Genomic DNA, 22,591 nt, shown 5'->3' on the forward strand with positions numbered 1-22,591 from the left:
CCGCGAAACCGCAGAATTTATCGTTATTCGTCCGCGATTTCCACCGTGACGCGCTCCCAGTCCACTCCGGCGCTGCGAATGCGGATATCGCCCGCCTTGCCGACGATCGTTTCGGAGTTTTCCCGCGCGACGCAATACAGATCGTAGAGGCCGGCCTTTTTGGGCAGGCGCCAGCTTGTGGCCTTTTCCACATTGAAGTCGATGCCGCGCGTCGCCGAGTACCAGTGAAAGGTGGCGTCGCCGCCGGTGGGAAACTCCACGTCCGCGACGAGCTTGATCTGACCGGCGCGGCCCACGGGGGTGATGCCGTCCTCGCCGGGCGCCACGTCCTTGCCCTCGACGATCACGCGGATCTCGTGAAACTCTGGATTTTGCTTGACCGGGGCGTCGGAGACGATGAGCGACTTGATGGCGATCGTCGGATCGGCGTTCAGATCGCCGATCGCCATCGCGATCGTCAGGACCGTGCCGGCGGGATCGTATTCGCCGAGGCGCTCGACGAAATCACGCCCTTCGGGAACCGTGAACGTAAACGGCGGGCCGTCCGGCGGCTGCAAATACGCCTCGCCGGCCGGCAGTTCGTCAGGCGTATCGGCTTCGCCGTAGTTGAGGTCGAGCGATCCCGTGACGATCCACGCGACCGGCCCGACATACGGCGTGCCGTCCTTTTCGACGGCCAGACCTTCGATCGTCACCGTATCGCCAGGTGCGGCCTCGCGCGGCTCGGCGCGGATCGCGAGGATGCGCCGGCTCTCGACGATATTCGGCGCATCGAACTCCGGAATGCCGCAGGAGGCGGCAAACGCCAGGACGGCGACGGCCAGCGGCGCGGCGAATCGACGCATCACCACCTCCCCTGCACGCCGAGCGTCGGGTAGAAGGTCGGAAAGGTCACCGCCTCGCGCTCGGTGTAGTCGAAATTGTAGAGATAGCCGGCCGGCTGCCGTCGCGCGTAGACGTTATGGATATCGAGGTAAGTCGCCAGGGTCCAAGCCTGAAACGGCCAGGTCTTGTCCACGCGCAGGTCGAGCTGATGCAATTCGGTATTTCGCTTCGCGTTCACGTCCTCCGAAAAGATCGGGATGTAGGAGTCGGTGTCGGCGTTGTAGATCGCGTTGTCGACTTCCGTGTACGGCAGGCCGGTCGCGTACGAAAACCGCGCACCCGCGCGCCAGGTTTCGCCGAGCTTGTAGGAAGCCAGCACGACGACGTTGTGGCGCTGGTCCTGATCGAAGTAGCGCCAGTCGTCGCCGGGGCGGTCGCGGCGCTCGCTGACGGTATAGGTGTACGCGAGCCAGCCGTAGAGCCGGTCGACAAGCTCCTTGCGCACGAGCAGTTCCGCGCCGTGGATGCGGCCGATGCCCGCGTTGTCGTACGGCTCCTCATCGTCGGCGCCGGTGCGCGCGACGAGCCGATCGAGCTTCTTGTAGTAACCCTGCACGTCGACAAACCACGAATCCTCGAACACGTATTCCGCGCCCGCGGAAAAGGACACCGCGCGCTCGGAGACCAGATCGATCGTGCCGAAGGGGTCGAGCAACTCGTCCGGCTCGGGGTACTGGTGATAAACACCCGCGCCGCCCTTGAATGTCAGCGCGTCGGTCGCGTAGATGCGCGCGAACGCGCGCGGATCGACGTGCGACAGCCGCCCGCTTTGCGTGTCCGATTCGAATCCTCCCGTGCTGGCGCGCACGCCTGGCGTGACGGTGGCGACGCCGCCCAGGTCGATGGAGTCCTCGATGTATGCCGCGCCGTACGCGAAGCGGAGTTCCTCGTCGTAAAGATACGACTGCTCGTTGAAAAGGTCCGCGCCGCCGGGGTTACCTTCCTTGGGCGGGCGCACGATGTCCGCGCGGACGTTGAAACGCGCAAGCGCGCCCTCGAGGCCGAATCCGATCGTGTTCCACTCGGCGACGCGCCAGACGAGGTCATCGCGGATCTCGATGTCCTCGCCGCTGATTTCAAAGAAGTTGTCGTCGAATATCGCGATATGCACATCCTGCCAGACCGGCGCGACGGCCAGGCGGTTGTCGAAGGTTGAGGACGGTGTGAACCCCCAGGAGAGGATCGGCCGATGGAACCAGGCGTTCAGGTCGAAGGACTGCGTCGCCGTGGGGCGCTGTTCGTCCGTTTCCTCCTGCACGAGCCCGAGCTGATCGTCCGAGCCGAACGCAAAGACCCGCAGGGTGTTCTGTTCGTTCGGCGTATATTCTACCGCCGCCTGATAGTCGTAGAAGCGCGGCAGGACGGTGAATTGCGCCTCATCTTCCGGGATCAACTCCGGCAGGATGAAGTCGATGAAACTGCGGCGGATCGCGAAGCCGCCGGCGAATTCGCCGTTTTTCGAGAGCGGCGATTCGATGAGCGCGAAGCTCGCGTAGTTGGTCACATCGATGACGCCCGAAAAATCGTCGTGCACCGGCGGGCGCGAACGCAGATCGACAATGCCGCCCATCGCCTCGCCGTAACGCACGGCGTAGCCGCCCGCGTAATAATCGAGCGACGAGAGCCACTCGGAATTGACGACCGTCAACAGACCACCGAAGTGGAAGAGCTGCGGGATGTCGAAACCGTCGACAAAGTAGCGGCTGTCTTCCGGGCTTGATCCGCGGATGACAAGGCCGTTTTGTCCAAACGCACTCGGGCCGAGATTCGCGGTGCCCGGCAGCGACTGCACGACGCGGATCGCATCGCCCGCCGCGCCGGGCACGGTGCGGATCTCCTCGCCGGAGAGCGTCTGTTTGGCGACGTCCACCGTTTCGCGGCGCGCGCTGACGGTGACTTCCGCGAGGCGCGCGCCTTCGGCCGAGGGGGAAAGCAGCATTTCGATTTTCGCCTCGCCGCCCGCAACAGTGACGGGCGCGGTGCGACGCTCGAAACCAAGCGCCTCGACGGCGACGACGTATTCTCCGTCGGGGACGTCCTTGAACGTGAAGGCGCCTTCGTCGTCCGTGGTTTGGGAGAAATCCGTTCCTTCGAGGGAAACCTCGGCGCCGGCAAGGGGAATGAGCGTTTCGTCGTCGAAGACGGCGCCGGTGACGGCGCCCGCCGCGAAGACTTGCGGCGCCTGCACAAACAGAAAAGCGACCGCCGCAAACCAGGACGCCGCGCGGGCGCGATAAAGGAAGCGGCGCCGGAATACGCCGAAATAGGCGAGAATCACCCCTTGATCACTCCCATGGGACGCAGTCTGGCCACACGCGCCGCGATCCCGGCCTCGTGAATGACGCGAACGACGTCAGCCGCATCCTTATAGGCTTCGGGCATTTCCTCGGCAAGCGCGCGTTTGTCGTGGCATTCGACAACGATCCCCCTGGCCGCAAGCTCATCGGCGATCGATCGCCCTTGGGCGATCTTCCGGGCCTGCGTTCGGGAAAGACGCCGCCCCGCGCCGTGGCAGCAGCTCCCGAAAGTCTGCGTCATCGAACCGGGCCGCCCGGCGAGCACAAAACTCGCGCGGCCCATGTCGCCGGGAATCATGACCGGCTGGCCGGCCTCGCGGTACTCCTTTGGCAGTTCGGGATGGCCCGGCGGGAATGCACGCGTCGCGCCCTTGCGATGCACGATCACCGTGCGTTTTTGGCCGTCAATCTCGTGCTCTTCGATCTTCGCGATGTTGTGCGCGACGTCGTAAACGAGGCGCGCGGCGAGTTCGTCGTCGCCAACGCCGATCGTCCGCTTCAGCGATTCGAGCGCCAGGTGCATGATCGTCTGCCGGTTGGCCCAGGCGAAGTTTGCCGCGGCGCACATGGCGTGGAAGTACGCCTGCCCCGAGGGATCGGCAAATGGCGCGTAGGCAAGCTGCGTATCCGGCAGGGGAAGATGCTGTGCCCTGTCGATGTTTTTCATGCGCGCGACGAAGTCCTGGCAGACCTGATGCCCAAGGCCGCGCGAGCCGCTATGGATGAAAAGCACGAGCTGTCCCTTGCGCAGGCCGAAGGCCCTGGCGCACGCTTCGTCGTAGATTTCATCCACCTCGTCGATCTCGAGGAAGTGGTTGCCTGATCCGAGAGTGCCGATCTGATCGCCGCCCCGTTCATGCGCCCGGATCGAAACCTCGGCCGGGTCGGCGTCGGGCAGGCGGCCGCCCGCCTCCGTGCGCCGCAGATCGTCCGCACGGCCGAAGCCGTCGTCGATCATCGCCGACGCGCCCTCGACGAGTACGCGGTCAAGCTGCTTTCCGGCGCGGTGGACGGGACCGCGCTGGTTCAAACCGCACGGGACATCGTTGAACAGCCCGCGCACGACGCGTTCGAGGATCGGGCGCACGTTCTTCGCGTCGATGCCGGTCGCGGCCAGGCGCACGCCGCAGTTGATGTCGTATCCCACACCGCCGGGGCTGATGATGCCGTCCTTCGCGTCGAACGCGGCAACGCCGCCGATCGGAAAGCCATAACCCCAATGCGCGTCGGGCATCGCCATGCTGGCGCCGACGATGCCGGGCAGGCGAGCGACGTTGCGGATCTGGTTCAGCACCTCCTTGTCCTTCCGCGCGGCGTCGAGAAGCGCCCGGGACGCGTAGAGAATGCCGGGCACGTTCATGCCCGGCTCGCGCGGGATCTCCCAGCGATGCCGGGAGACTTCGCGGAATCCATCGATCATGGCGGCCCCCTGTGCGCGCCGCGGCGCGTGACCTATTATCGCGCTTACGGATGCCGGCTACGAGACTAACGGGGTGCGTTGTGACGGGCGCCACGGGCATGCTGGGGCGCGCCGTCGTTGCCGCGCTCGGCGACGCGGGCTTTGAGCCCCGAACGCATACGCACGCGGACGGCGACCTCGCCGAAGGCGGCGCGGCCGACGATCTTGTCCGCGCTCCGGGGGTGCGCGTCGTGATCAATTGCGCGGCGTTCACGGACGTGGAGGGTTGCGAGGATCCCGCGAACGCCGGTGCCGTTCGCGCGGGCAATGTGCTGATTCCCGAACACCTGGCGCGCGCGTGCCACGAAAACGGGCGGCGGCTCGTGCATATTTCCACGGACTACGTTTTCGACGGCGAGAAGGCGGAGCCCTACATCGAAGACGACGCGGCGAATCCTCGATCGGCTTACGGGCGCAGCAAGCTCGCGGGGGAAAAGGCGGTGCGCCGCGAGTTGCCGGACGGGCATCTCATCGTGCGCACGGCATGGCTTTACGGCGCGGGCGGTCGGAATTTCGTCGACACGATCCGGCGCCTTACCGACGAGCGCGAGGAGTTGCGCGTGGTGAACGATCAGCGCGGCTCGCCGACGTGGGTCCGCGATCTGGCCGCCGCGATCCTCGCGTGCGTCGCGAGCCATGCGCGCGGCACGGTGCATGCGACGAACGCGGGCGCGACGACGTGGTTCGGGCTCGCGAGCCGCATTCTCGAACTCGAGCCGCACGCGGCGCGCCTGACGCCTTGCACCACCGCCGAATATCCACAAAAGGCGCGGCGCCCGGCGAATTCGGTTCTCTCGTGCGATCGTCTCGTCGGCCTGACGGGATATCGCCCGCGCGCGTGGGACGCGGCGCTCGCGGACTACCTGGCGTCATCGTCATGACGTACTTCCGAGCGCCCGCGGCATGACACGCACGCGCGAGGGCGCCATCGCGGCGGGCGTGTTCGCGTTGTATGTCGTGCTGCGCGTTTGGACCTTCACGCAGTCCGACAACGGCATCGACTTTCATCACAACGCTTACGACCGGGGCTTGTTTGTCGCCGAGTGGGTGACAAGCGAACGCATCGTTCCGGACATCACGTACGGGCCGGCGAGCTTTTATCTCATCGCCGCGACGATGGCGTTTGTGCCGGACCCGACTCTGGCCGCGCGCGTATTGGCGTTCGTTTCTTCCATCGCCCTGTTCATCGTCGTGTGGCTCGTGACGCGGCGGCTTTGGGGCGCCGGCGCGGCGATCGCGGCGACGCTGCTGCTCGCGTTTCATCCGCATGGGATCCGGCTTTCCGTCGTAGGGCTGGAGATGATGCCCTACGCGTTTTTCCTGGTGGCCGGCTTTGCCGCCCTCGCGCGTTTCGAGACGCGCGACGGCCGCGCGTTTGACGCGCTCGCGGCCGGCCTTTTGTTCACGCTCGCCGCCGCGACGCGTTTCGACGGATGGATCGTGCTCCCCATCGCCGGCGTGTTTGCGCTTGTGCGCCGCGTGTCGACGGGCCTTGTCTTCAACGCATGCGCCGCGGCGTTTCCGGTGGCTTGGCTCGCGTACAACTACGACTACAGCGGCAGGCCGTTCCATTTTCTCGCGGTCGCCGGGCGCGTCGCCGAAGTGCACATGGGCGATCTGTCGGTCGCCGAGCGGATCGTCCAGTGGCCGGTCATCCTCGCCCGCTACGCGCCGTTGCCAACGCTGCTACTCGGGCTGGCGGCAATTGGGCTTGCGTGGCGCTCGCGAGCGGCGCGCCCTCTCCTTTTTGCGTGGATCGCCACGATTCTGGTTTTCATGGCGCGCACGGCCGGCGGTTCGATGGGAACCAACGAAACCAAATACGTCATGCCGGTGGTGGTGATGATGATTCCGCAGGCCGGGCGCGCGCTCGAAAGACTCGCGCGCGGATCGCGCGGCGGGCGTATCGCGGCGGCGGCGACGCTGACTCTTGTCGCGGTGTGGTCGTTGTCCGTGACGGTGAAGGACAATCGCCGCTTCGCCGCCGCGCGCGGTCTGGCCGAGCAGGCGGCGTTCCTGTCCGGCATCGACGAGGGCCGCGTGATGATCGGGACGAGCGACAAGGGTTATCTGCAAGTCGAGGCCAAACTTGGCGGCGAGCGCGCGATCGGCGCGGACATCAGCGACGCAACCGGAAGGCTCGACGGCGACCAGGTCCATCGCCGGTTATCGGAAGGCGGACCCATCTATCTCGCGTACCAATACGGGTCACCCATCGACTTCGCGCCGCTGATGCGCCTGCCGGAACAGGCGCGGCTCGCCACGTGGCGGGGCATCGCGTTCGAGCGCGTGTTCTGGTCGTCGGACAAAAAATACGCGGTTTACAAGGTGGAGCCCGGCGGTGGCTTGGCGGATTCGGGAGCGGTCGCGCCGGCGGGCGATGGCGTGGGCGCGGCCAAGGATTCGGGCGCGGCCGATAACACGGGCGGCGCCGACGACGGCTGAGCGGCGCCCCACGCGTTCGCGGCGCGCGGGCCGAATGGCCGGAATCCCTTGCGCCGGTAGACGCGCATCTGGACGCGATCGAAACGGCGCGGCGCCTCATAGATCGGCACGCGCTCGAAACGGTCGCGCACGTTGACGCCGTTGAAGAAGAGCGACATGCGATCAGTCACGCGATCGTGGCGAACTTCGAGACGACAGGCCGCCAAATCGGGCAAGAGCCGATTCCACGGGACGATCTGCTCGAAGACGCTGTAACCATCCACAACGATAAAATCGATTTCGTCGGGTGAACGCGGATTGTCGTCGAGCGCCGCGGTCTCGAGTGTTTCGATATCGAATCCGCAGACGCGGCCGAACATGTAAGCCCGGTCGGTGAACCGGCAGTTGCCCCAGATGACGCGGCGCGTCCGCTCCTCGTCGCAGCCGGCAAACACGATTTTCGCGGCACGCAGATAGGTGCCGCGCCCGATCTTCGGCACGTCTTCGATATTTCGATAAGCCGTGAGCCCGCCGCCGACGACGGTCGCCAGTACCAGGACGAGGCGCAGCACCCGATTCATGCCGCGAAAGGCTGACGCCGCGACGACGACGCCCAACGGAAACAGCGGCGCGAGGTAGTCCTCGAAGGTGCCATAAAAAAAGAGCAGAACGAGTATCCCCGACGCGGCGACGACGACGAAGGGGCCGAAGTGGTTGTCGCGCCACCTTCGCCGGGCGAGGAGAAAAACGATGAGAAGCGGCCATAACGAAAACGGCCAACTGCGCTCCAGGAGGATTCGCGCATATCGGTAAAACGCGCGAAACGGCCTCGTGGCGATGAGCGCGTCGTCCGCGTCGTCGAATTCGATGTCGTCGATGATGTCGGATGCCTCGCGGCCGTATTCGCCCAGAAGCGGGTAGATCGTGTCGGGATTCAGGTAATACGGCGCGCCGATAATGAGACCGATGGCAAACGCAAGCAGGCCGTTGCGAACGATGTTCCGGCGAAGCCCAGGGGTCGAGGCTCGCCATCGACGCGCAAACGTCAACGCCGTGATCGGAAATATGTAAATGACAAAGAGGTAATACGTCATGGCTCCGCCGCCGCAGATGGCCGCGAAGGCGAGCGTCGAGCGGCGCCGGACGAATACATCCATCCGCAGCAACACGAAAAGCGCCGCCAGCGTCGTCGCGGCCAGGGGCATGGCCGGCGTGAACTGGGAAAGCTCCGGAAGCGTCTCCGGCAACATGGCGACGACGGCCGTAACGCCCGCGGCGTATAGCGGCGGCGCGTACGCGCGCGCGAGTCCGTATACGGACAACATCAGCAGAAGGAAAAAGGGATATTGCGAGGCGACGGTCGAAACGTAAAAGCCGACTTTTTCCGCAAGTCGGTCGCGAACGGCGATCGCGAGCACGTAACGGATCGGAGGATAGCGCACGTGCCGGTTGAAAAGGATGTCGAACAGCGGAGGCTCGTAGGCCTCGCCGCCTTCGTTCAATCGATATTCGATGAGGCGGACGTTGATGAGATGCCCATAGACGTCCTTGCCGGTCGGATACGACGACGATTGAAGCGTCGTATAACTCAGGGCGAGAAGGATCAGCGCGGCGACGACGACGAGCGAAAGGCCCGCGGCATCGGATCGCCACCAGGGGATCGCGGCGGTCCCTAACCCGTCCGGTGGCGCGCCGAGCCCGGCCGCGTCACGTTCGGCGGACAAACGCCGCCCCGTGCGATCGACGGACCGATCGCGATGGGAATCTTCTTGCATGCAATGCCAAGGGCGGGAATCGAACCCGCATGTCCTTGCGGACGCGAGATTTTGAGTCTCGTGCGTATACCAGTTTCGCCACCTTGGCGGCGCGGCGGAAAGGAGTTTAGTCGCGAGCGTTGGCGTGTCAAACGATCGGACGAGGATCGAGGATCGAGGATTGAGGATTGAGGATCGAGGATCGAGGATTGAGGATTGAGGATTGAGTGTCTGTCATCCTGAGCGCAGCGAAGGATCTCGCCATTTGACCGCGAAGACCCTTCGCTTCGCTCAGGGTGGCAAGGCCGTGCTCTCAGTGTCTTCTTCGTGTTGAAATGCGATTCAATCCGCAATCCGCAATCCGCATTTTCTCGCTTACCCGCTGCGCGCCTGCTGCTCGAATCCCAGCTTCAGAGTGGCCATCGCGCCGGCGCCGACGACTAGGAGCGTGCCGACGATCTGCCACGCGCCCGGCAGCTCGCCGAAAACGGGGATCGCCAGGAGGTGCACCATGATGACGCCGATGTAAGACAGCGAGCTGATTTTCGCCGCGCGCTCCAGCGAATACGCCGTCGTCATGGCAAGCTGGCCGAGGCCGCCGGTGAGGCCGGTCAAAAGCAGATAGGCCGCGGCCTCGGCGCTCGGCGTCTCCCAGGTCAGCGCCGACGCGACGCAGAACACGACGGACGCGAAGATCGAAAAATGCAGCACGATGGCCTCGCGCGTCTCGCCGGGGCCGAGCATGCGCAGCGACACCATCGCGACCGAATACGCCACGGCGCCGGCGGCGGCGACGAGCGCGAGGTCGATCGCCACTTGAAAGGTCGGCTTGACGACAAGCGCCATGCCCAGGAACGCGAACGGGATCGCCCACGCCACGCGCGGTTCGACGCGCTCTTTCAGGATCGGCCAGGACAACAGCGCGACGTAGATCGGGCCGGTGGAGTGGATGGTCACCGCGTCGCCGAGCGGAATGCGTGCGTTGGAAAGCACGTAAAACACCGTGACCGCGGAAAGCGTGCCGAACACGCTGCGCGTCCAGGCGACCTTGTGATTGACGATCCGAAGCGAGCGGTTGCGCGAAACGGCAAAGCCCCACGCGAGCAGCGCGCCGACGACGAAACGCGACGCGGCGATCTCCGGCCACGGCACGCTGTTCGCGCCCACTCGGGTGAACACGCTCATCATCGCGAAAAGGAACTGCGCGAGGAGCATCCACGTCACGCCGCGATGAAGCAGCGGGATGCGCGCGGGCGCGAGACGCTCGTCGGCGATTTCGCGAGCGGTCTTGCCGGGGGACGATTCGTGGGCGGCGGCTTGAGGCATACGAGGAAGCGCCCGAACGCATTTCGCGCGGGCGGGCTATTCCTAAGCGATGCGGCGCGGGGATGCAAGACGCGCGGGGCGTGCGGCGATGGTCGTGCCGTAAACGCCAGCGACCGGCCTTCACAGCTTGCCAGGCGATTGCTACGCTGCGACGTCAGTGCCGCAAACGCAGCGAAGCGGAGTGCGCGGTCCGCACCGCCCCGGCATACCGATTTCAAATACCGCGTCGCTTCGTCCGAATCGCGACGGCTACACTCCGCGACAGGGGGTTGCCGGCGCGCGGTATCCTCGGCACGGGGCCGCTGCCGATCCGCACGGAACACCCCAACCCCGCTTCCGTCGCGACGCGCAGAAATGAATGCACGCGCCTCCAACCACTACGCGCCCCAACTGCGCCTGTTGCGGCTCCCCGCTTTTTTTGCAACGATCATCGATCGAAAACGCCAAAAGGCGATCGTCCGGTGGCCGTTCCGAACCCGGAACGAGTCGTTCGAATTCGGAGAGCACGTAGATCAAAAGGAAATTTCGTCGTGACGAGATTACGCGAAGACTTGCTAAATTTTCTTCGAACAAATCCTGAGGCGATCTATCGACGACTCGACCCAACGCCCGAGGCATTCCGTTTGGTGGTGCGACATCTGCGCCATGAGAAGCGGTGGCTGGATTCGGCAATCGTCCCCGTCCTCGCTAAACTAGCGGATACTCAGCAGCCCGTCGCCAATTTAACGTTCACCTACGATCCGCCGCTGCCGCCCGCTCTCGTTGACGAGTTGCAAGACCTCTATCGTTATTCCTTGAACCGGCAACTGATGGACCGAAGAGGGCGATACGGTCAAATGCGGCGTAGCGCGAACAAGATGGCGCCTGCGAATCCGGCGTTTTGTTGCGCGTTACTGAATCTCCTTGAACGGGCAAGCAGCGTGCGCGTGGCCGACCGCGCGATCTGCGAGGCACTGGCCGCGGATAACCCGCAACTCGAAATCTCCATGATGTCCCAGTACCTCGTAATGGTGAACCCGTATGTCTACACGACCATGAACCGGAAAAGCGAGGCCATGGTGCGCGCGGTCACGCATGACGACGTGACGTCGCTTCACCCGCGCGACTACTTCCGCATAATTCCGAGCATGCGCAACGCCCTGATGAAACTGACACGATGGCTGGCCGTTCCGGAGCGAACGCTCGTTGATTTCCCAACCTTTGAATTGATTCTCGAAACCTTCGGCCACAGAAAGCTGTTTCGCGAGGCCGGTATTGAGTTTTCTCCGAAGGCGCCTGGGTCCAACGACGACCCGCAGACCGTTGCCATCCGAGACGACTGGTCGAATGAGCCGACTATTCGCACCAATTTGGTTGAGGCCGCAAAAAAGTATTTCGTGGACAAGGTTGGAGTAACGTCGTTACTTCACATTCCGCGCTCCGATCGCTCGGTTCACGATTTTGAGGTGAAATCAAACGACGGCAATCTGTTCGTATTGGTTGGCGATCGCGCTGCTGGTGAAACACTGGCCCCGCTCACGACGAGACAGCGGAACTTTGTTAATGCCTTGCTTCCGACCGGCGCGGTGCGCGTGGCATACGTAGAATTGCGTGCCAATGGCGAGACCAATGTGTGGGTTACGAGTACAATGGAAGAATGATGTGCTTTCGAATCCAGATTCACTTTCGTAATCCAAAGTTCTCGGGCCGCTTATAACGCCAATTCGTTCACGACGACTTGGTGCTGGCGCGTTTGCACGACCGCACCTCCGTCGACAGCGTAAATTGCCCGGATCGGGTCACGCGTATTCAACTCACCTATCTTTTCGCCAGCCTTTGTGAACCACCTCAATCGTTTGCTTGTAAGGAGCCCAAACCCCGTCCGTGAAATGATCATTCGTCCTTGATGGAAAACGTCGAGGAAAGCAGCGAGTTTGGTCTTGTTCTCGACGACGTATAGCCGGGTCGGCGTCAAGAAGTAAGTGAACTGTCCGACGGCGACAATTTCGGTTGGACAAGTCCCAACATCGTATACGATTATCGGTTCGCCCTTTCTTGAAACCAGAATCACCTTGCCGGAATATGTTGCCAAGTAACTTCCACCATCGTCACCAGAGAAGCTGGCTTCGTAAATCCAATCCTGAGGCGTCCCACAGAAAAACTCCAACCGGGCGCCATCGATTTCCCAAACATAATCGGGCGCCGTACGAGCGAAGTACGTGACATCAGATTCGTCGAAACTGAGTGACTTCGGGTCGACACCTGTCAGAACCTCGAACGCTCTGTTCAACGCCTTCATTTTTTCTGCCGCCGCCGGATCGCCGGGATTCCGGTCGGGATGGCAAGTGAGAGCCAAAGTGCGATATCTTCGCTTGATTTCCGCGGGACTAACAGGCAGCGATAAACCAAGGAGCTGAAGTGCCGCATCGACTTCCCAACCTACTCCGAATCGTTCGCTGCGTCCGACAACCCGCTTCCAGCCCTCGTTTAGCGGCGTCACCAAACCCCAAACGGCGCGACCATCCAATGTGCAACACCACGCCTCGTCAGCTAACGTGAATAGATAACGGTCGCCCTCTTGGGCGATGTCAACCGCTCGCACCTGAGATTTGAACTCCCCCCAATAATTCGTATCAATCGTCCGGAAATGCTCGACGACTCGCGGATCGTCGCGAAGGTTTGTCTCGACGACGATTTTCAACGCGGCGTCGTAAACGTGAAGGAATCCGCTCGAGTCCATAATCGCGATACTTGAACCCGCAGCACCAATCCCTGTGCGATACGCGTCATGTTGCAACCCAAGTTCCCCGACGACGCGCCCGTGCCGGTCAACGCGGCGAAGGACGCATTTTACCGCTCGGCGTTTTACGCTCGAGCCCGAACGATCGAGAAACCAAGTGCCAGCCTCGTCGATTGCCGCGATCTCGAACGCCGGGTCGGGGCGCTCGTCTTTATTGAGCGCTCGTACCCTCGCAAGACTCCAAGGTGATTCTTCCGACACCGTGAATAGCGGCAACGACGACCGGCCTAGAACGTCAACGGGAGTGTAGTCGTGCTTTGTTCCGGCCTTGTCCATTTGCGCAAGGATCTTATTAAATCGGTTGCGATCGACATCTTTGACGTCATCGGGAACCAGCTCAAATAGGTCGACGCACTGTTTCGCAGCAGCGATTAGTTTTCCGGACTGCATCCGCTGGAGGATGAGCTTGCGGTACGCCTTACCAATTATGTCGCCGACATAACCTTGTCGTTGTTCGCGGGACAAGTTCGCGGCGAGCTTTACGACTTTCGTATGCTCCCCATTAAACCCTGCCCGAATCACTGGGCCAATCAACGGATCGTCGTATTCGCGGTTGAATTCGTCGCGACCGTCAACTTCCCAGGGGGGTGGGGACGGCGGAAGTGGGATGTATTCTGCTTTTGACCAATCAAGCTCGGTTGGCGGCTCCCGCCGTCCAGAATTCCTATTTGAAACAGATGGGCGGCGCTCCAGCCGCGAAGATTGAGGCGACTCTTCTTCATTGGCCTTGCCGAAAAGCCTTGACAGTTGGTCGGACATTGAAAAAACCCCTTCAATGCGAGTCACTTCATCAATGCCGGCGTAATTCAAGCAGGCAAAACCGTCGGTAGTGGCGCGCGTGTCTTGGTCGGCTCCCGGTCTGCCGCGTTGGTTGGGCTGCTTTCCGTGATTGCGTTGTTATTGTCGCGCCACACATCGCACATCATCGCGAGCCTCGTGTTTTCGTCGGAGCAGACGATAACACGGATCCTCGAGTTGCGGGTATAGGCGTTTTTCGCGCGAATTGACGGTGCTTCCGGGCGAACAAATGCCGAGCTGGAACTCGGCGTTCCCGGGCTTTCGGGAAGTGCGAGGCTCTTTCGACAGCCGACTTGTCAGGCGAATGGGGCGACCGCTTGCTTACCCGCCTTCGCTGAAGCTTCGGCACGGCGGGCGCGCGCGGCTCCGTTCGACGCGCTCCGCTCACTCCGCAGCTGGGCGTGAACAAAATTGCGGTGGTAAAAACAGGCGGGACCCCGTTCCGAGAGCGGCTGTGCCAGGGCGGGGCGAGATTCTTCGCTTCGCTCAGAATGACAAGACGGTCAGAATGACAGGACGGTCGGGCGAGATTCTTCGCTTCGCTCAGAATGACAGGACGCTCAGAATGACAAGACGCGAAGAATGACAAGACGGTCCCAAGGGAGGCGGAGCGAGATTCTTCGCTTCGCTCAGAATGACAGGACGCGAGGAATGACGAGGAGCAAAGGTGCGTGCCCAACAAGGCGGCGTCAGTCCGGGTAGCCGTCCGGGTGTGCCTTCGCCCACTGCCAGGCGGAGGTGACGATCTCGTCGATTTCCGGGTGCGCGGGTTCGAATCCCCAGGCGTCGCGGATCTTGCCGAGTGAGGCGACGAGTTCCGGCGGGTCGCCCGCGCGGCGGGGCGCGTCGATCGACGGAATGGCGTGGCCGGTGACGCGGCGCGCGGCGTCGATCACCTCGCGCACGGTGTAGCCCTTGCCCGCGCCCAGGTTGTAGTGCTCAAAGCCCTCCCCCGCCTTTTCGAGCGCGAGGCGGTGCGCCTCGGCCAGGTCGCGCACGTGGATGTAGTCGCGGATCGCGGCGCCGTCGCGCGTGTCGTAATCCGTGCCGTAGACGCTGATCGCCTCGCGCTTGCCGAGCGCGACCTGCAGCACGAGCGGGATGAGGTGCGTTTCGGGCCGGTGATCCTCGCCGGTCTCGCCGAACGCGCCGGCCGCGTTGAAGTAGCGCAGCACCACCGCGGAGAACCCGTGGATACGCACGTACCAGTGCAGCATGCGCTCGAACATCAGCTTGCTTTCGCCGTAGGGGCTTTCGGGATTTTTTCGGTCGTTCTCGGCGATGGGCACGCGCTCGGGCACGCCGAAGGTGGCGCACGTGGACGAAAAGACGATGCGTTTGCAGCCGGCCGCGCGCATCGCCTCCAGGATGACGAGGCCGGTGGCGACGTTGTTGCCGAAATACAGCTCCGGCTTTTGCATCGACTCGGGCACGAGGCTGTGCGCCGCGAAGTGCATGACCGCCTCGACCTTGTGCGTCAGGATCGTGCGCGCCAGGATGACGGCGTCTGCCAAATCGGCCTCGACAAACGCCGCGCCGTGCGGAACGGCGGCGCGATGCCCGCGCGAGAGGTTGTCGTAGACGACGACCTTGTGGCCCGCGCCGAGCAGGACCTTCGCGGTGACGGACCCGATGTATCCCGCGCCGCCGGCGACAAGGACGCTCATGGGAGGGCTCCGCGGACGGAGACGGAAAGTCTGGAAGGCCCGAAGGCTGGAAGGTCGCGCGAATTGGGAATGGGGAATGTGGTATTGGGAATTTCCGTCGCAAGTTGCGTTGCGGGAGGTTCGGCGGACCCGGACCCTAAGCAGGCGGGACGCCTGCGCTCCCAGCGTTCGGCGGACCCAGAGGTGACAGGAACGCTCACGCGGTGGGCCCCTTTTTCGCGGAGCCGTTCAGCGCCTCGGCGAAGTAATCGAGCGTGCGTTTGAGGCCATCTTCCAGCGTGACGCGGGGCTCCCAGCCGAGCAGCTTGCGCGCGAGCGCGATATCCGGCTGGCGCACCTTGGGGTCGTCCTCGGGCAGCGGCTTGAAGACGATTTCGCTCGTACTTCCCGTGATGGCGAGGATGCGTTTGGCGAACTCCAGCACGGTCATCTCGCGCGGATTGCCGACGTTCACCGGCTCGGCGTAATCGCTCATCAGCAGGCGGTGGATGCCGTCGACCAGGTCGGAGACGTAGCAGAACGAGCGCGTCTGCGAGCCGTCGCCGAACACGGTGAGCGGCTCGCCGCGCAGGGCCTGCGTTCCGAAGGCGGGCACGACGCGGCCGTCGCGCAGGCGCATGCGCGGGCCGAAGGTGTTGAAGATGCGCACGATGCGCGTCTCGACGCCGTGGAAGCGGTGATACGCCATCGTGATCGCCTCGGCGAAGCGCTTGGCCTCGTCGTACACGCCGCGCGGCCCGATGGGATTGACGTTGCCCCAATACGACTCGTTTTGCGGATGCTCGAGCGGATCGCCGTAGACCTCGCTCGTGCTGGCAAGCAGGAAGCGCGCCTTTTTCGCCTTGGCGAGGCCGAGCGCCTTGTGCGTTCCGAGCGCGCCGACCTTCAGCGTCTGGATCGGCAATTCCAGGTAGTCGATCGGCGAGGCCGGCGAGGCGAAGTGCAGGATGTAGTCGAGGGGGCCGTCGACGAAGATGTAGTTCGTCACGTCGTGCTTGATGAACGAGAAGTTTTCCTGGCCCGACAGGTGCGCGATGTTCTGCATGTTGCCGGTCAGCAGGTTGTCCATGCCGATTACGTCGAAACCGAGGCCCGTGTAGTGATCGCACAGGTGCGAGCCGATGAAGCCCGCGCAGCCGGTGATGAGAACGCGCGGCATGTTCAGGAGGGCCGCCCGATGCTGTGGTACTCGAACCCGGCCTCGCGCATGAGCGCCGGTTCGTAGATGTTGCGCCCGTCGATGACGACGGCGCCTTTCATGGCGGACTTCATTTTGGCGAAGTTCGGGCGGCGGAACTCGTTCCACTCGGTCACGACGATGAGCGCGTCGGCGCCGGCGAGCGCGGCGTAGTTGTCTTCCACGAGCGTGACGGCGCCCGCGTCAATTTCTTCCCTGAACATGCCGGCGGCCACCTCGAGCGCCTGCGGGTCCGTCGCGCGCACCTTCGCGCCGGCCTTGATGAGCCCGCGGATGGTGACGATCGAGGGCGCCTCGCGCATATCGTCGGTCTGCGGCTTGAACGCGAGGCCCCACACCGCGAACGTCTTGCCGGTGAGATCCTCGCCGAAAACGCGATGCGCCTTGCGCACCAGCACGGCCTTCTGCTCGGCGTTGACGTCATCCACCGCGCGCACGATGTGCATGCCGCGGCCGTTTTCCTCGCCGATGCGCAAGAGCGCCTTCACGTCCTTGGGGAAGCAGCTTCCGCCGTAGCCCGCGCCGGGAAACAGGAACTGGAAGCCGATGCGCCGGTCGTGGCCGATGCCCTTGCGCACCATGTCCACGTCGGCGTTGACTTCTTCGCACAGGCCGGCGATCTCGTTCATGAAGCTGATCTTGGTCGCGAGCAGCGCGTTGGCGGCGTATTTGGTCATCTCCGCGGAGCGGATGTCCATGACGATGATGGGGTTTTCGGTGCGTACAAAGGGCTTGTAGAGAAGCTTCATCGCCTCGCCGACCTCGCCGTCGTCCGTGCCGATGACGACGCGGTCGGGCTTCAGGAAATCGTCGACCGCGGCGCCTTCCTTCATGAACTCGGGGTTCGAGACGACGTGAAACGGCTTGTCGGTGTGCCTTGCGATCGTCTCGCGCACCATGTCCGCGGTGCCGATCGGCACGGTGCTTTTGTCGACGACGATCTTCGGGAACGCTTCGACGTCCTTGCCGTTCATCGCGCGTCCGATGTCGCCGGCGACCTCAACGACGTAGCGCAGATCGGCTCGGCCGTCCTCGTCCTGCGGCGTTCCAACGGCGATGAAGATGAACTTCGCCTTGCGGACGCCCTCGGCCAGATCGGTCGTGAAGGAGAGCCGGCCGTCATCGGCGTTCCGCCGCACCAGCTCCTCGAGCCCCGGCTCGAAGATGGGGATTTCGCCCTGATTGAGCTTGTCGATGATGTCGGCCCGCACGTCGACGCACACCACGTCGTTGCCGGTTTCGGCAAAGCAGGTGCCGGCGACAAGCCCCACGTAACCCGTGCCCACAACGCAGATATCCATGTCGATCGCGTCCTTTTTCCACGCGCCTCAATACGCGTTTTTATCGAAAAAGCCCCGAACGAGCGTCATCCAGATGATGCGCAGGTCCAGGGCAAACGACCAGTTTTCGATGTAGTAGATGTCGCATTCGATCCGGCGCCGCAGGTCCGTATCGCCGCGCCAGCCGTTTGCTTGCGCCCAGCCGGTAATACCAGCTTTCACCCGGTGCCTCAACATATATTTGGGGATCTCGCGCCGGAATTGCTCGATGAAAACGGGCCGTTCCGGGCGCGGGCCGACAAGGCTCATCTCGCCTCTGAGCACGTTGAGAAGCTGTGGCAGCTCGTCGATGTTCGTCTTTCTCAAAAACGCGCCGAAGCGCGTGCGCCGCGGGTCGCCCTCTTTGGCCCACACGGCGCCGGTCTGCGCCTCGGCGTCCTGACGCATCGAGCGGAATTTCAGGATGTCGAACACGCGGCCATCCAGGCCCATGCGCTCCTGGCGGTAGAATATGGGGCCGGGACTTGTGAGTTTGACGAGAATTGCCACGAGCGCGAACAGCGGCGACAGGACGATAAGACCGAGCGCGGACGCGACGAGGTCGAACGCGCGTTTTTGAAGCGCCTTCCAGCCGTAGAGCGGCGACTCCTTCAGGCTGATGACCGGCAGGCCGTCGAACTCCTCCACGCCGGCCCGCAGCGTGACGTATTGATACAGATCGGGCACGACCTTCACATCGACCATTTCCTCGCCCAGGCAATCGAGCACCGCGCGCAGGCGGTCGGAAGCCGAAAGAGGCAGCGCGACGAACACGGTCTCGACGTTTTGCGCGGCGATCACGCGCTCCACGTCCGTCGGCGCGCCGAACACCGGCAGACCGTCGATGCTCGGGGCGCCCGGCGACTCGTCTGACAGAAAGCCGATCGGCAGAAGGCCAAGCTCCCGGTGACGCGCAAGGCGCGCGGCGACCTCGCGCCCGAGATCGCCCGCGCCGACGACCAGCACGCGGCGCACGCCGATACCGCGCCGGCGGCGCGCGAGAAGCGCCTGGCGAAACGCGGCACGATTGGCGGCGATGCCGATCGTGGAGATCAGCGCGAAGATCGCGTACACGACGCGGCTCGGTTTGTACTGCGCGAGGAAGAACGTGGCGACGACGAACAGCGAAAACGCGATCGCATGCGCGCGCAGGGCGCGATAGACCTCGCGAAACAGCGACGGAATCGTCTTTTGCGCGTGCAGGCGCGAGCCGAAAAACACGAGCGTCCAGATGAACGCGACAAGAAGACCGAGCCACGCGTATTCCGAAAAGCGCGGGACGTGATCGACAAAGAGCGGAATGACGCCGAGGTCGAAACGAATCGGATACGCGGCGAGCCACGCCGCCACGACGATGGCGATATCCGCGACCGCAGCCAGCGAAAGCACGAACGTGCGGCGCCGCGCGATCGTCATGACGCCGCCCTGGCCGCGGTATCCACGATCATACCGCGCTCGTGCATTTTCGCCTCGACAAACGCGCGGAACTGGTCGCGGAAGCGGTCGCGCGCAAACGGCAACGCGTTGGCGCGAATCGCTTCGGGGTCGAACGCGGACTCGTTCGCCTCGAAAAACGCGATCGCGCCGATGAGCGATTCCACGTTCGGCTCATCGAAGAAAACGCCCGTCGCATCTTTCGGAATCGCCTCGCCCGGGCGCACGCCGCGCACCGTCTCGAGCGCGCCGCCGCGCGCGTAGGCGATGACGGGGCGGCCGGACGCCTGCGCCTCGAGCGGGGTGATGCCGAAATCCTCCTCGCCCGGAAACAGGAACGCGCGGCCATTCGCGTACAGCGCCGGCAGCGCCTCGTCGGATTGCCAGCCCAGGAACGTGACGTTCGGCCCGGCCATCGCCTTGAGGCGTTCCATCTCCGGCCCGGTCCCGACGATTTTCAGGCCGAATCCCGCAATCGCCGCCGCACGCACGGCCAGGTCGATGCGCTTGTACGGAACGAGCGCGGAAACGATGAGATAGTCACGCCCCGGCGTTTTACGGATCGCGAATCGCGCGATGTCCGCCGGCGGCCAGATGACGGTCGCCTCGCGGCCGTAGCAACGGCGGATGCGTTCCGCGACGTGCCGGCTGTTGCTGACGAAGTGATGCACGCGATCGGCGGTTGTCGCGTCCCAGCGGCGCAACCACGCCGCCACAAGGCCGATCGCCCAACGCGCGGGCGCGAATGGGATTCGCTCCGGGCCGAAGTAGGCGTCGTACATATCCCACACGTAGCGCATCGGGGTGTGAACGTAGCTGATGTGAAGCGCGCCGGGCCGCACTTTCACGCTCTTGGCGACGCAGTGCGAACTCGAAATCACCACGTCGTAGGGCGACATGTCGAACCGCTCGATCGCAAACGGAAACAGCGGCAGGTAGTTTCGGTATTTGCTTTCGGAAAACGGAAGGCGCTGCACAAAGCTCGTTTTGATGCGCCGATTCTCGATCGTCTTCGAGACCTTGCCGGGGATGTGCAGCAGCGTCAGCAGGTCGGCGCTCGGCCACAGCTCGCCGAAAACCTCCAGCACCTTTTCGCCGCCGCGCATACCGGTCAGCCAGTCGTGCACGAGCGCGACGCGCGGCGCGCGTCTCGCGAGCGCATCGTTCGTCTCGCGGCCGATCGCCAACACGCGCGCCGTCCAGTCGTGCCGGCGCGCCTCCTCGCGGCGCGTCTGGACGACGCGTTCATCGCCGGGATGGGCGAGCGCGTCGCGAACCGCGGTGACAAACGCATCGGCCCCGCGCGCCAGGCGCACGAGGTCCGGCCGATCCGCGTAGTCGGCGAAGCTCGGCAGTTCAGTCGCGACGATGGGCTTTCCCGCGGCCATGTATTCGTAGAACTTCATCGGAAAGCTCGCCCGCGTCGATTCGTTGTCGGCCAGCGGCAGAATCGCCACATCGAACGCGGAGACGATCGCCGGCAGGTCATCGTAGTCGGCGCGGCCGGGCGAACGCACGTTGGGCTGCGCGAGCAGGTCGCCTACGTTCGTCGTCGGGTCGCCGACGCCGATCGGACCGACGAGCAGAACGAGGTCGTCGGGAAAGGCCCTGGCGACCTTCGTGAGAAGCGCGATGTCCGTCTTGTACGCGCTGATGTTGCCCGCGTATCCAATGACACGCCGCCCGCGCGCAAGATGCGCGACGCCGTCGGGAAGCGCCGTCGGCGGATTCGCGAAGTGCTCCGCGTTCGCTGCGTTCGGCGAATACAGGCAGCGGCGCGCGCGATCCTTCAAGCGATCGTACAACACGGGGCTCGTCGCGATGACGAGATCGGCCTTATCGACCATGCGCGCCTCGGCCTCGCGGATCGCCACGAACGGCGCTCCGGGATTGGCGGCGTAATCGTCGACGCATTGATACACGACGAGCTTTTCCCCCAATGCGCCGACGAGCGAATCGGCCGTCGGCAGGAACGACCAGAGGATTGGGCGCGTCATGCCGAGGCGACGCGCGTGGCGGCGGATGCGGCGGACGAGCAGCCACCGGTTTATCGCGCGCACGCTTTTGAACTGGTGGAACGGCAGCGCGATCGGCGCGAGCGCGTGCAGATTGGGCGTCACCGGCCGCGCACCCGCCATCCACGTGCGCACGCGGCGGACAATTTTGGCGAGATCGCCACCGGTGGCCGCCGGCGCGCGCAGGCCCATGTTCTCGACGTAAAGCACGCGATTGCGTTCCGCCAAACGCGACATCAGATGCTGCGCGTTCACCCAGAGACCATCCCAGTTCGAGGACGCGACGCATACGATGTCGTGTCCTTTTAGGGAGGATTGAGGATCGAGGATTGAGGATTGAGTGGAGTCCCCATGGTGCGGGCGCGTATCGGTCATCGCGGACATTGTGTGCATGGCGGATGTTTTGTCCATGCGAACGGTTGAGGCGTCAGGGCCGCAAACGCAGTCGCCCCGCGCCAGCGGGGCGGCGAAGTGCGCGGTCGATACCGCCCCAGCATCGCCGATCAATATACCGTTCCGCCTGATGCGTTGCCGACCGCGCACTCCACCGCCTGCGGCGGCTTCGTTTGCGGCCCTGACATCGCGACCGTTGCCGACCGCGCACTCCACCGCCTGCGGCGGCTTTATTTGCGGCCCTGACATCGCGACCGTTGCCGACCGCGCACTCCACCGCCTGCGGCGGCTTCGTTTGCGGCCCTGACATCGCGACCGTTGCCGACCGCGCACTCCACCGCCTGCGGCGGCTTCGTTTGCGGCCCTGACTTCGCGACCGTTGCCGACCGCGCACTCCGCCGCCTGCGGCGGCTTTGTTTGCGGCCCTGACTTCGCGACCGTTGCCGACCGCGCACTCCGCCGCCTGCGGCGGCTTCGTTTGCGGCCCTGACATCGCGAACGCTACATTGGCTCGGCGACGTGCAGCGCCGCCGCGATCTCCCGCGTCATGGCTTCGAAGGTGAAAACCTCCGATGCCAGGCGCCGGCCCTCGTCGCCAAGGCGGCGCGCGAGGGCGCGATCGTCGAGGATGCGCGCGATTTTGCCGGCGATATCCGCGGGGTCGAGCGGATCGGCCAGAAATCCGCTTTCGCCGTCGCGCACGGCCTCCGGCACGCCGCCGGATCGCCCGCCGACGACCGGTACGCCGAACGCGCCCGCCTCGACAAACACGATGCCGAAGCCTTCGACGTCGTCGCCGTCGGAACGGCTCGCCATGACAAACGCGTCGGCACGGGCGTAGAG

14 protein-coding genes and 1 tRNA gene are annotated in these 22,591 nt (G+C 64.1%); 3 read left to right on the top strand and 12 right to left on the bottom strand.

Annotated features, from left to right (window positions below; all coding sequences use genetic code 11):
* Positions 1-23 precede the first annotated feature (23 nt).
* The 3 genes from K8I61_07980 to K8I61_07990 are packed head-to-tail and all read right to left on the bottom strand — an operon-like array spanning position 24 to position 4,602.
* Complete coding sequence (locus K8I61_07980; protein ID MBZ0271961.1) at positions 24-845, bottom strand: hypothetical protein; 822 nt, start codon at positions 843-845, stop codon at positions 24-26.
* The gene (locus K8I61_07985; GenBank protein ID MBZ0271962.1) at positions 845-3,163 is read right to left on the bottom strand and encodes a TonB-dependent receptor; all 2,319 of its coding nucleotides are present in this window, start codon (positions 3,161-3,163) and stop codon (positions 845-847) included. The genes K8I61_07980 and K8I61_07985 overlap by 1 nt, the downstream gene beginning before the upstream one ends.
* Positions 3,160-4,602 (bottom strand): RtcB family protein, encoded by a 1,443-nt coding sequence (locus tag K8I61_07990; GenBank protein MBZ0271963.1) that lies wholly within the window; start codon positions 4,600-4,602, stop codon positions 3,160-3,162. Before K8I61_07990 ends, K8I61_07985 begins: the two co-directional genes overlap by 4 nt.
* Positions 4,603-4,682: 80 nt before the next feature.
* Here K8I61_07990 and rfbD point away from each other — a divergent pair, with 80 nt between their 5' ends.
* Both rfbD and K8I61_08000 read left to right on the top strand, forming a co-directional pair.
* Complete coding sequence (rfbD, locus tag K8I61_07995) at positions 4,683-5,522, top strand: dTDP-4-dehydrorhamnose reductase (protein MBZ0271964.1); 840 nt, start codon at positions 4,683-4,685, stop codon at positions 5,520-5,522.
* A 22-nt stretch (positions 5,523-5,544) separates the two neighbouring features.
* On the top strand, positions 5,545-7,086 hold the full coding sequence (locus K8I61_08000) for a glycosyltransferase family 39 protein (protein MBZ0271965.1): 1,542 nt from the start codon (positions 5,545-5,547) through the stop codon (positions 7,084-7,086).
* A gap of 1,758 nt (positions 7,087-8,844) precedes the next feature.
* On the opposite strand, the gene K8I61_08005 is transcribed toward K8I61_08000, so the two are convergent.
* Positions 8,845-8,928: transfer RNA gene (locus K8I61_08005), tRNA-Leu, on the bottom strand.
* A gap of 266 nt (positions 8,929-9,194) precedes the next feature.
* Positions 9,195-10,145 (bottom strand): DMT family transporter, encoded by a 951-nt coding sequence (locus K8I61_08010; protein MBZ0271966.1) that lies wholly within the window; start codon positions 10,143-10,145, stop codon positions 9,195-9,197.
* A gap of 530 nt (positions 10,146-10,675) precedes the next feature.
* Here K8I61_08010 and K8I61_08015 point away from each other — a divergent pair.
* Complete coding sequence (locus K8I61_08015; protein MBZ0271967.1) at positions 10,676-11,785, top strand: hypothetical protein; 1,110 nt, start codon at positions 10,676-10,678, stop codon at positions 11,783-11,785.
* Positions 11,786-11,835: 50 nt separating this feature from the next.
* On the opposite strand, the gene K8I61_08020 is transcribed toward K8I61_08015, so the two are convergent.
* The 7 genes from K8I61_08020 to K8I61_08050 form a co-directional block, all read right to left on the bottom strand.
* The gene (locus tag K8I61_08020) at positions 11,836-12,864 is read right to left on the bottom strand and encodes a J domain-containing protein (GenBank protein ID MBZ0271968.1); all 1,029 of its coding nucleotides are present in this window, start codon (positions 12,862-12,864) and stop codon (positions 11,836-11,838) included.
* 1,547 nt (positions 12,865-14,411) lie between these two features.
* Positions 14,412-15,389, bottom strand: coding sequence for a UDP-glucose 4-epimerase GalE (galE, locus tag K8I61_08025; protein ID MBZ0271969.1), 978 nt, complete (start codon positions 15,387-15,389; stop codon positions 14,412-14,414).
* Positions 15,390-15,585: 196 nt separating this feature from the next.
* Complete coding sequence (locus tag K8I61_08030) at positions 15,586-16,548, bottom strand: SDR family oxidoreductase (GenBank protein MBZ0271970.1); 963 nt, start codon at positions 16,546-16,548, stop codon at positions 15,586-15,588.
* A gap of 2 nt (positions 16,549-16,550) precedes the next feature.
* Positions 16,551-17,888, bottom strand: a complete 1,338-nt coding sequence (locus tag K8I61_08035; protein MBZ0271971.1) for a UDP-glucose/GDP-mannose dehydrogenase family protein — start codon at positions 17,886-17,888, stop codon at positions 16,551-16,553.
* 27 nt (positions 17,889-17,915) lie between these two features.
* Positions 17,916-19,322, bottom strand: a complete 1,407-nt coding sequence (locus K8I61_08040; GenBank protein MBZ0271972.1) for an undecaprenyl-phosphate glucose phosphotransferase — start codon at positions 19,320-19,322, stop codon at positions 17,916-17,918.
* Positions 19,319-21,730: a glycosyltransferase gene (locus K8I61_08045; GenBank protein ID MBZ0271973.1), complete on the bottom strand. Its 2,412-nt coding sequence runs from the start codon at positions 21,728-21,730 to the stop codon at positions 19,319-19,321. The genes K8I61_08040 and K8I61_08045 overlap by 4 nt, the downstream gene beginning before the upstream one ends.
* A 519-nt stretch (positions 21,731-22,249) precedes the next feature.
* On the bottom strand, positions 22,250-22,591 hold a 342-nt coding region (locus tag K8I61_08050), incomplete at its 5' end, for a glycosyltransferase family 4 protein (GenBank protein MBZ0271974.1).

The organism is bacterium, assembly GCA_019912885.1.
Lineage (GTDB): Bacteria > Lernaellota > Lernaellaia > JACKCT01 > JACKCT01 > JAIOHV01.

What these genes read in the sequence shown, in the direction of transcription:
- K8I61_08035 (MBZ0271971.1), bottom strand. Translation starts at nt 17,888, where the DNA reads ATGGATATCTGCGTTGTGGGCACGGGTTACGTGGGGCTTGTCGCCGGC.
- K8I61_08030 (MBZ0271970.1), bottom strand. Translation starts at nt 16,548, where the DNA reads ATGCCGCGCGTTCTCATCACCGGCTGCGCGGGCTTCATCGGCTCGCAC.
- K8I61_08040 (MBZ0271972.1), bottom strand. Translation starts at nt 19,322, where the DNA reads ATGACGATCGCGCGGCGCCGCACGTTCGTGCTTTCGCTGGCTGCGGTC.
- galE (MBZ0271969.1), bottom strand. Translation starts at nt 15,389, where the DNA reads ATGAGCGTCCTTGTCGCCGGCGGCGCGGGATACATCGGGTCCGTCACC.
- K8I61_08010 (MBZ0271966.1), bottom strand. Translation starts at nt 10,145, where the DNA reads ATGCCTCAAGCCGCCGCCCACGAATCGTCCCCCGGCAAGACCGCTCGC.
- K8I61_08045 (MBZ0271973.1), bottom strand. Translation starts at nt 21,730, where the DNA reads ATGACCGATACGCGCCCGCACCATGGGGACTCCACTCAATCCTCAATC.
- K8I61_07990 (MBZ0271963.1), bottom strand. Translation starts at nt 4,602, where the DNA reads ATGATCGATGGATTCCGCGAAGTCTCCCGGCATCGCTGGGAGATCCCG.
- K8I61_08000 (MBZ0271965.1), top strand. Translation starts at nt 5,545, where the DNA reads ATGACACGCACGCGCGAGGGCGCCATCGCGGCGGGCGTGTTCGCGTTG.
- K8I61_07980 (MBZ0271961.1), bottom strand. Translation starts at nt 845, where the DNA reads ATGCGTCGATTCGCCGCGCCGCTGGCCGTCGCCGTCCTGGCGTTTGCC.
- K8I61_08020 (MBZ0271968.1), bottom strand. Translation starts at nt 12,864, where the DNA reads ATGGACTCGAGCGGATTCCTTCACGTTTACGACGCCGCGTTGAAAATC.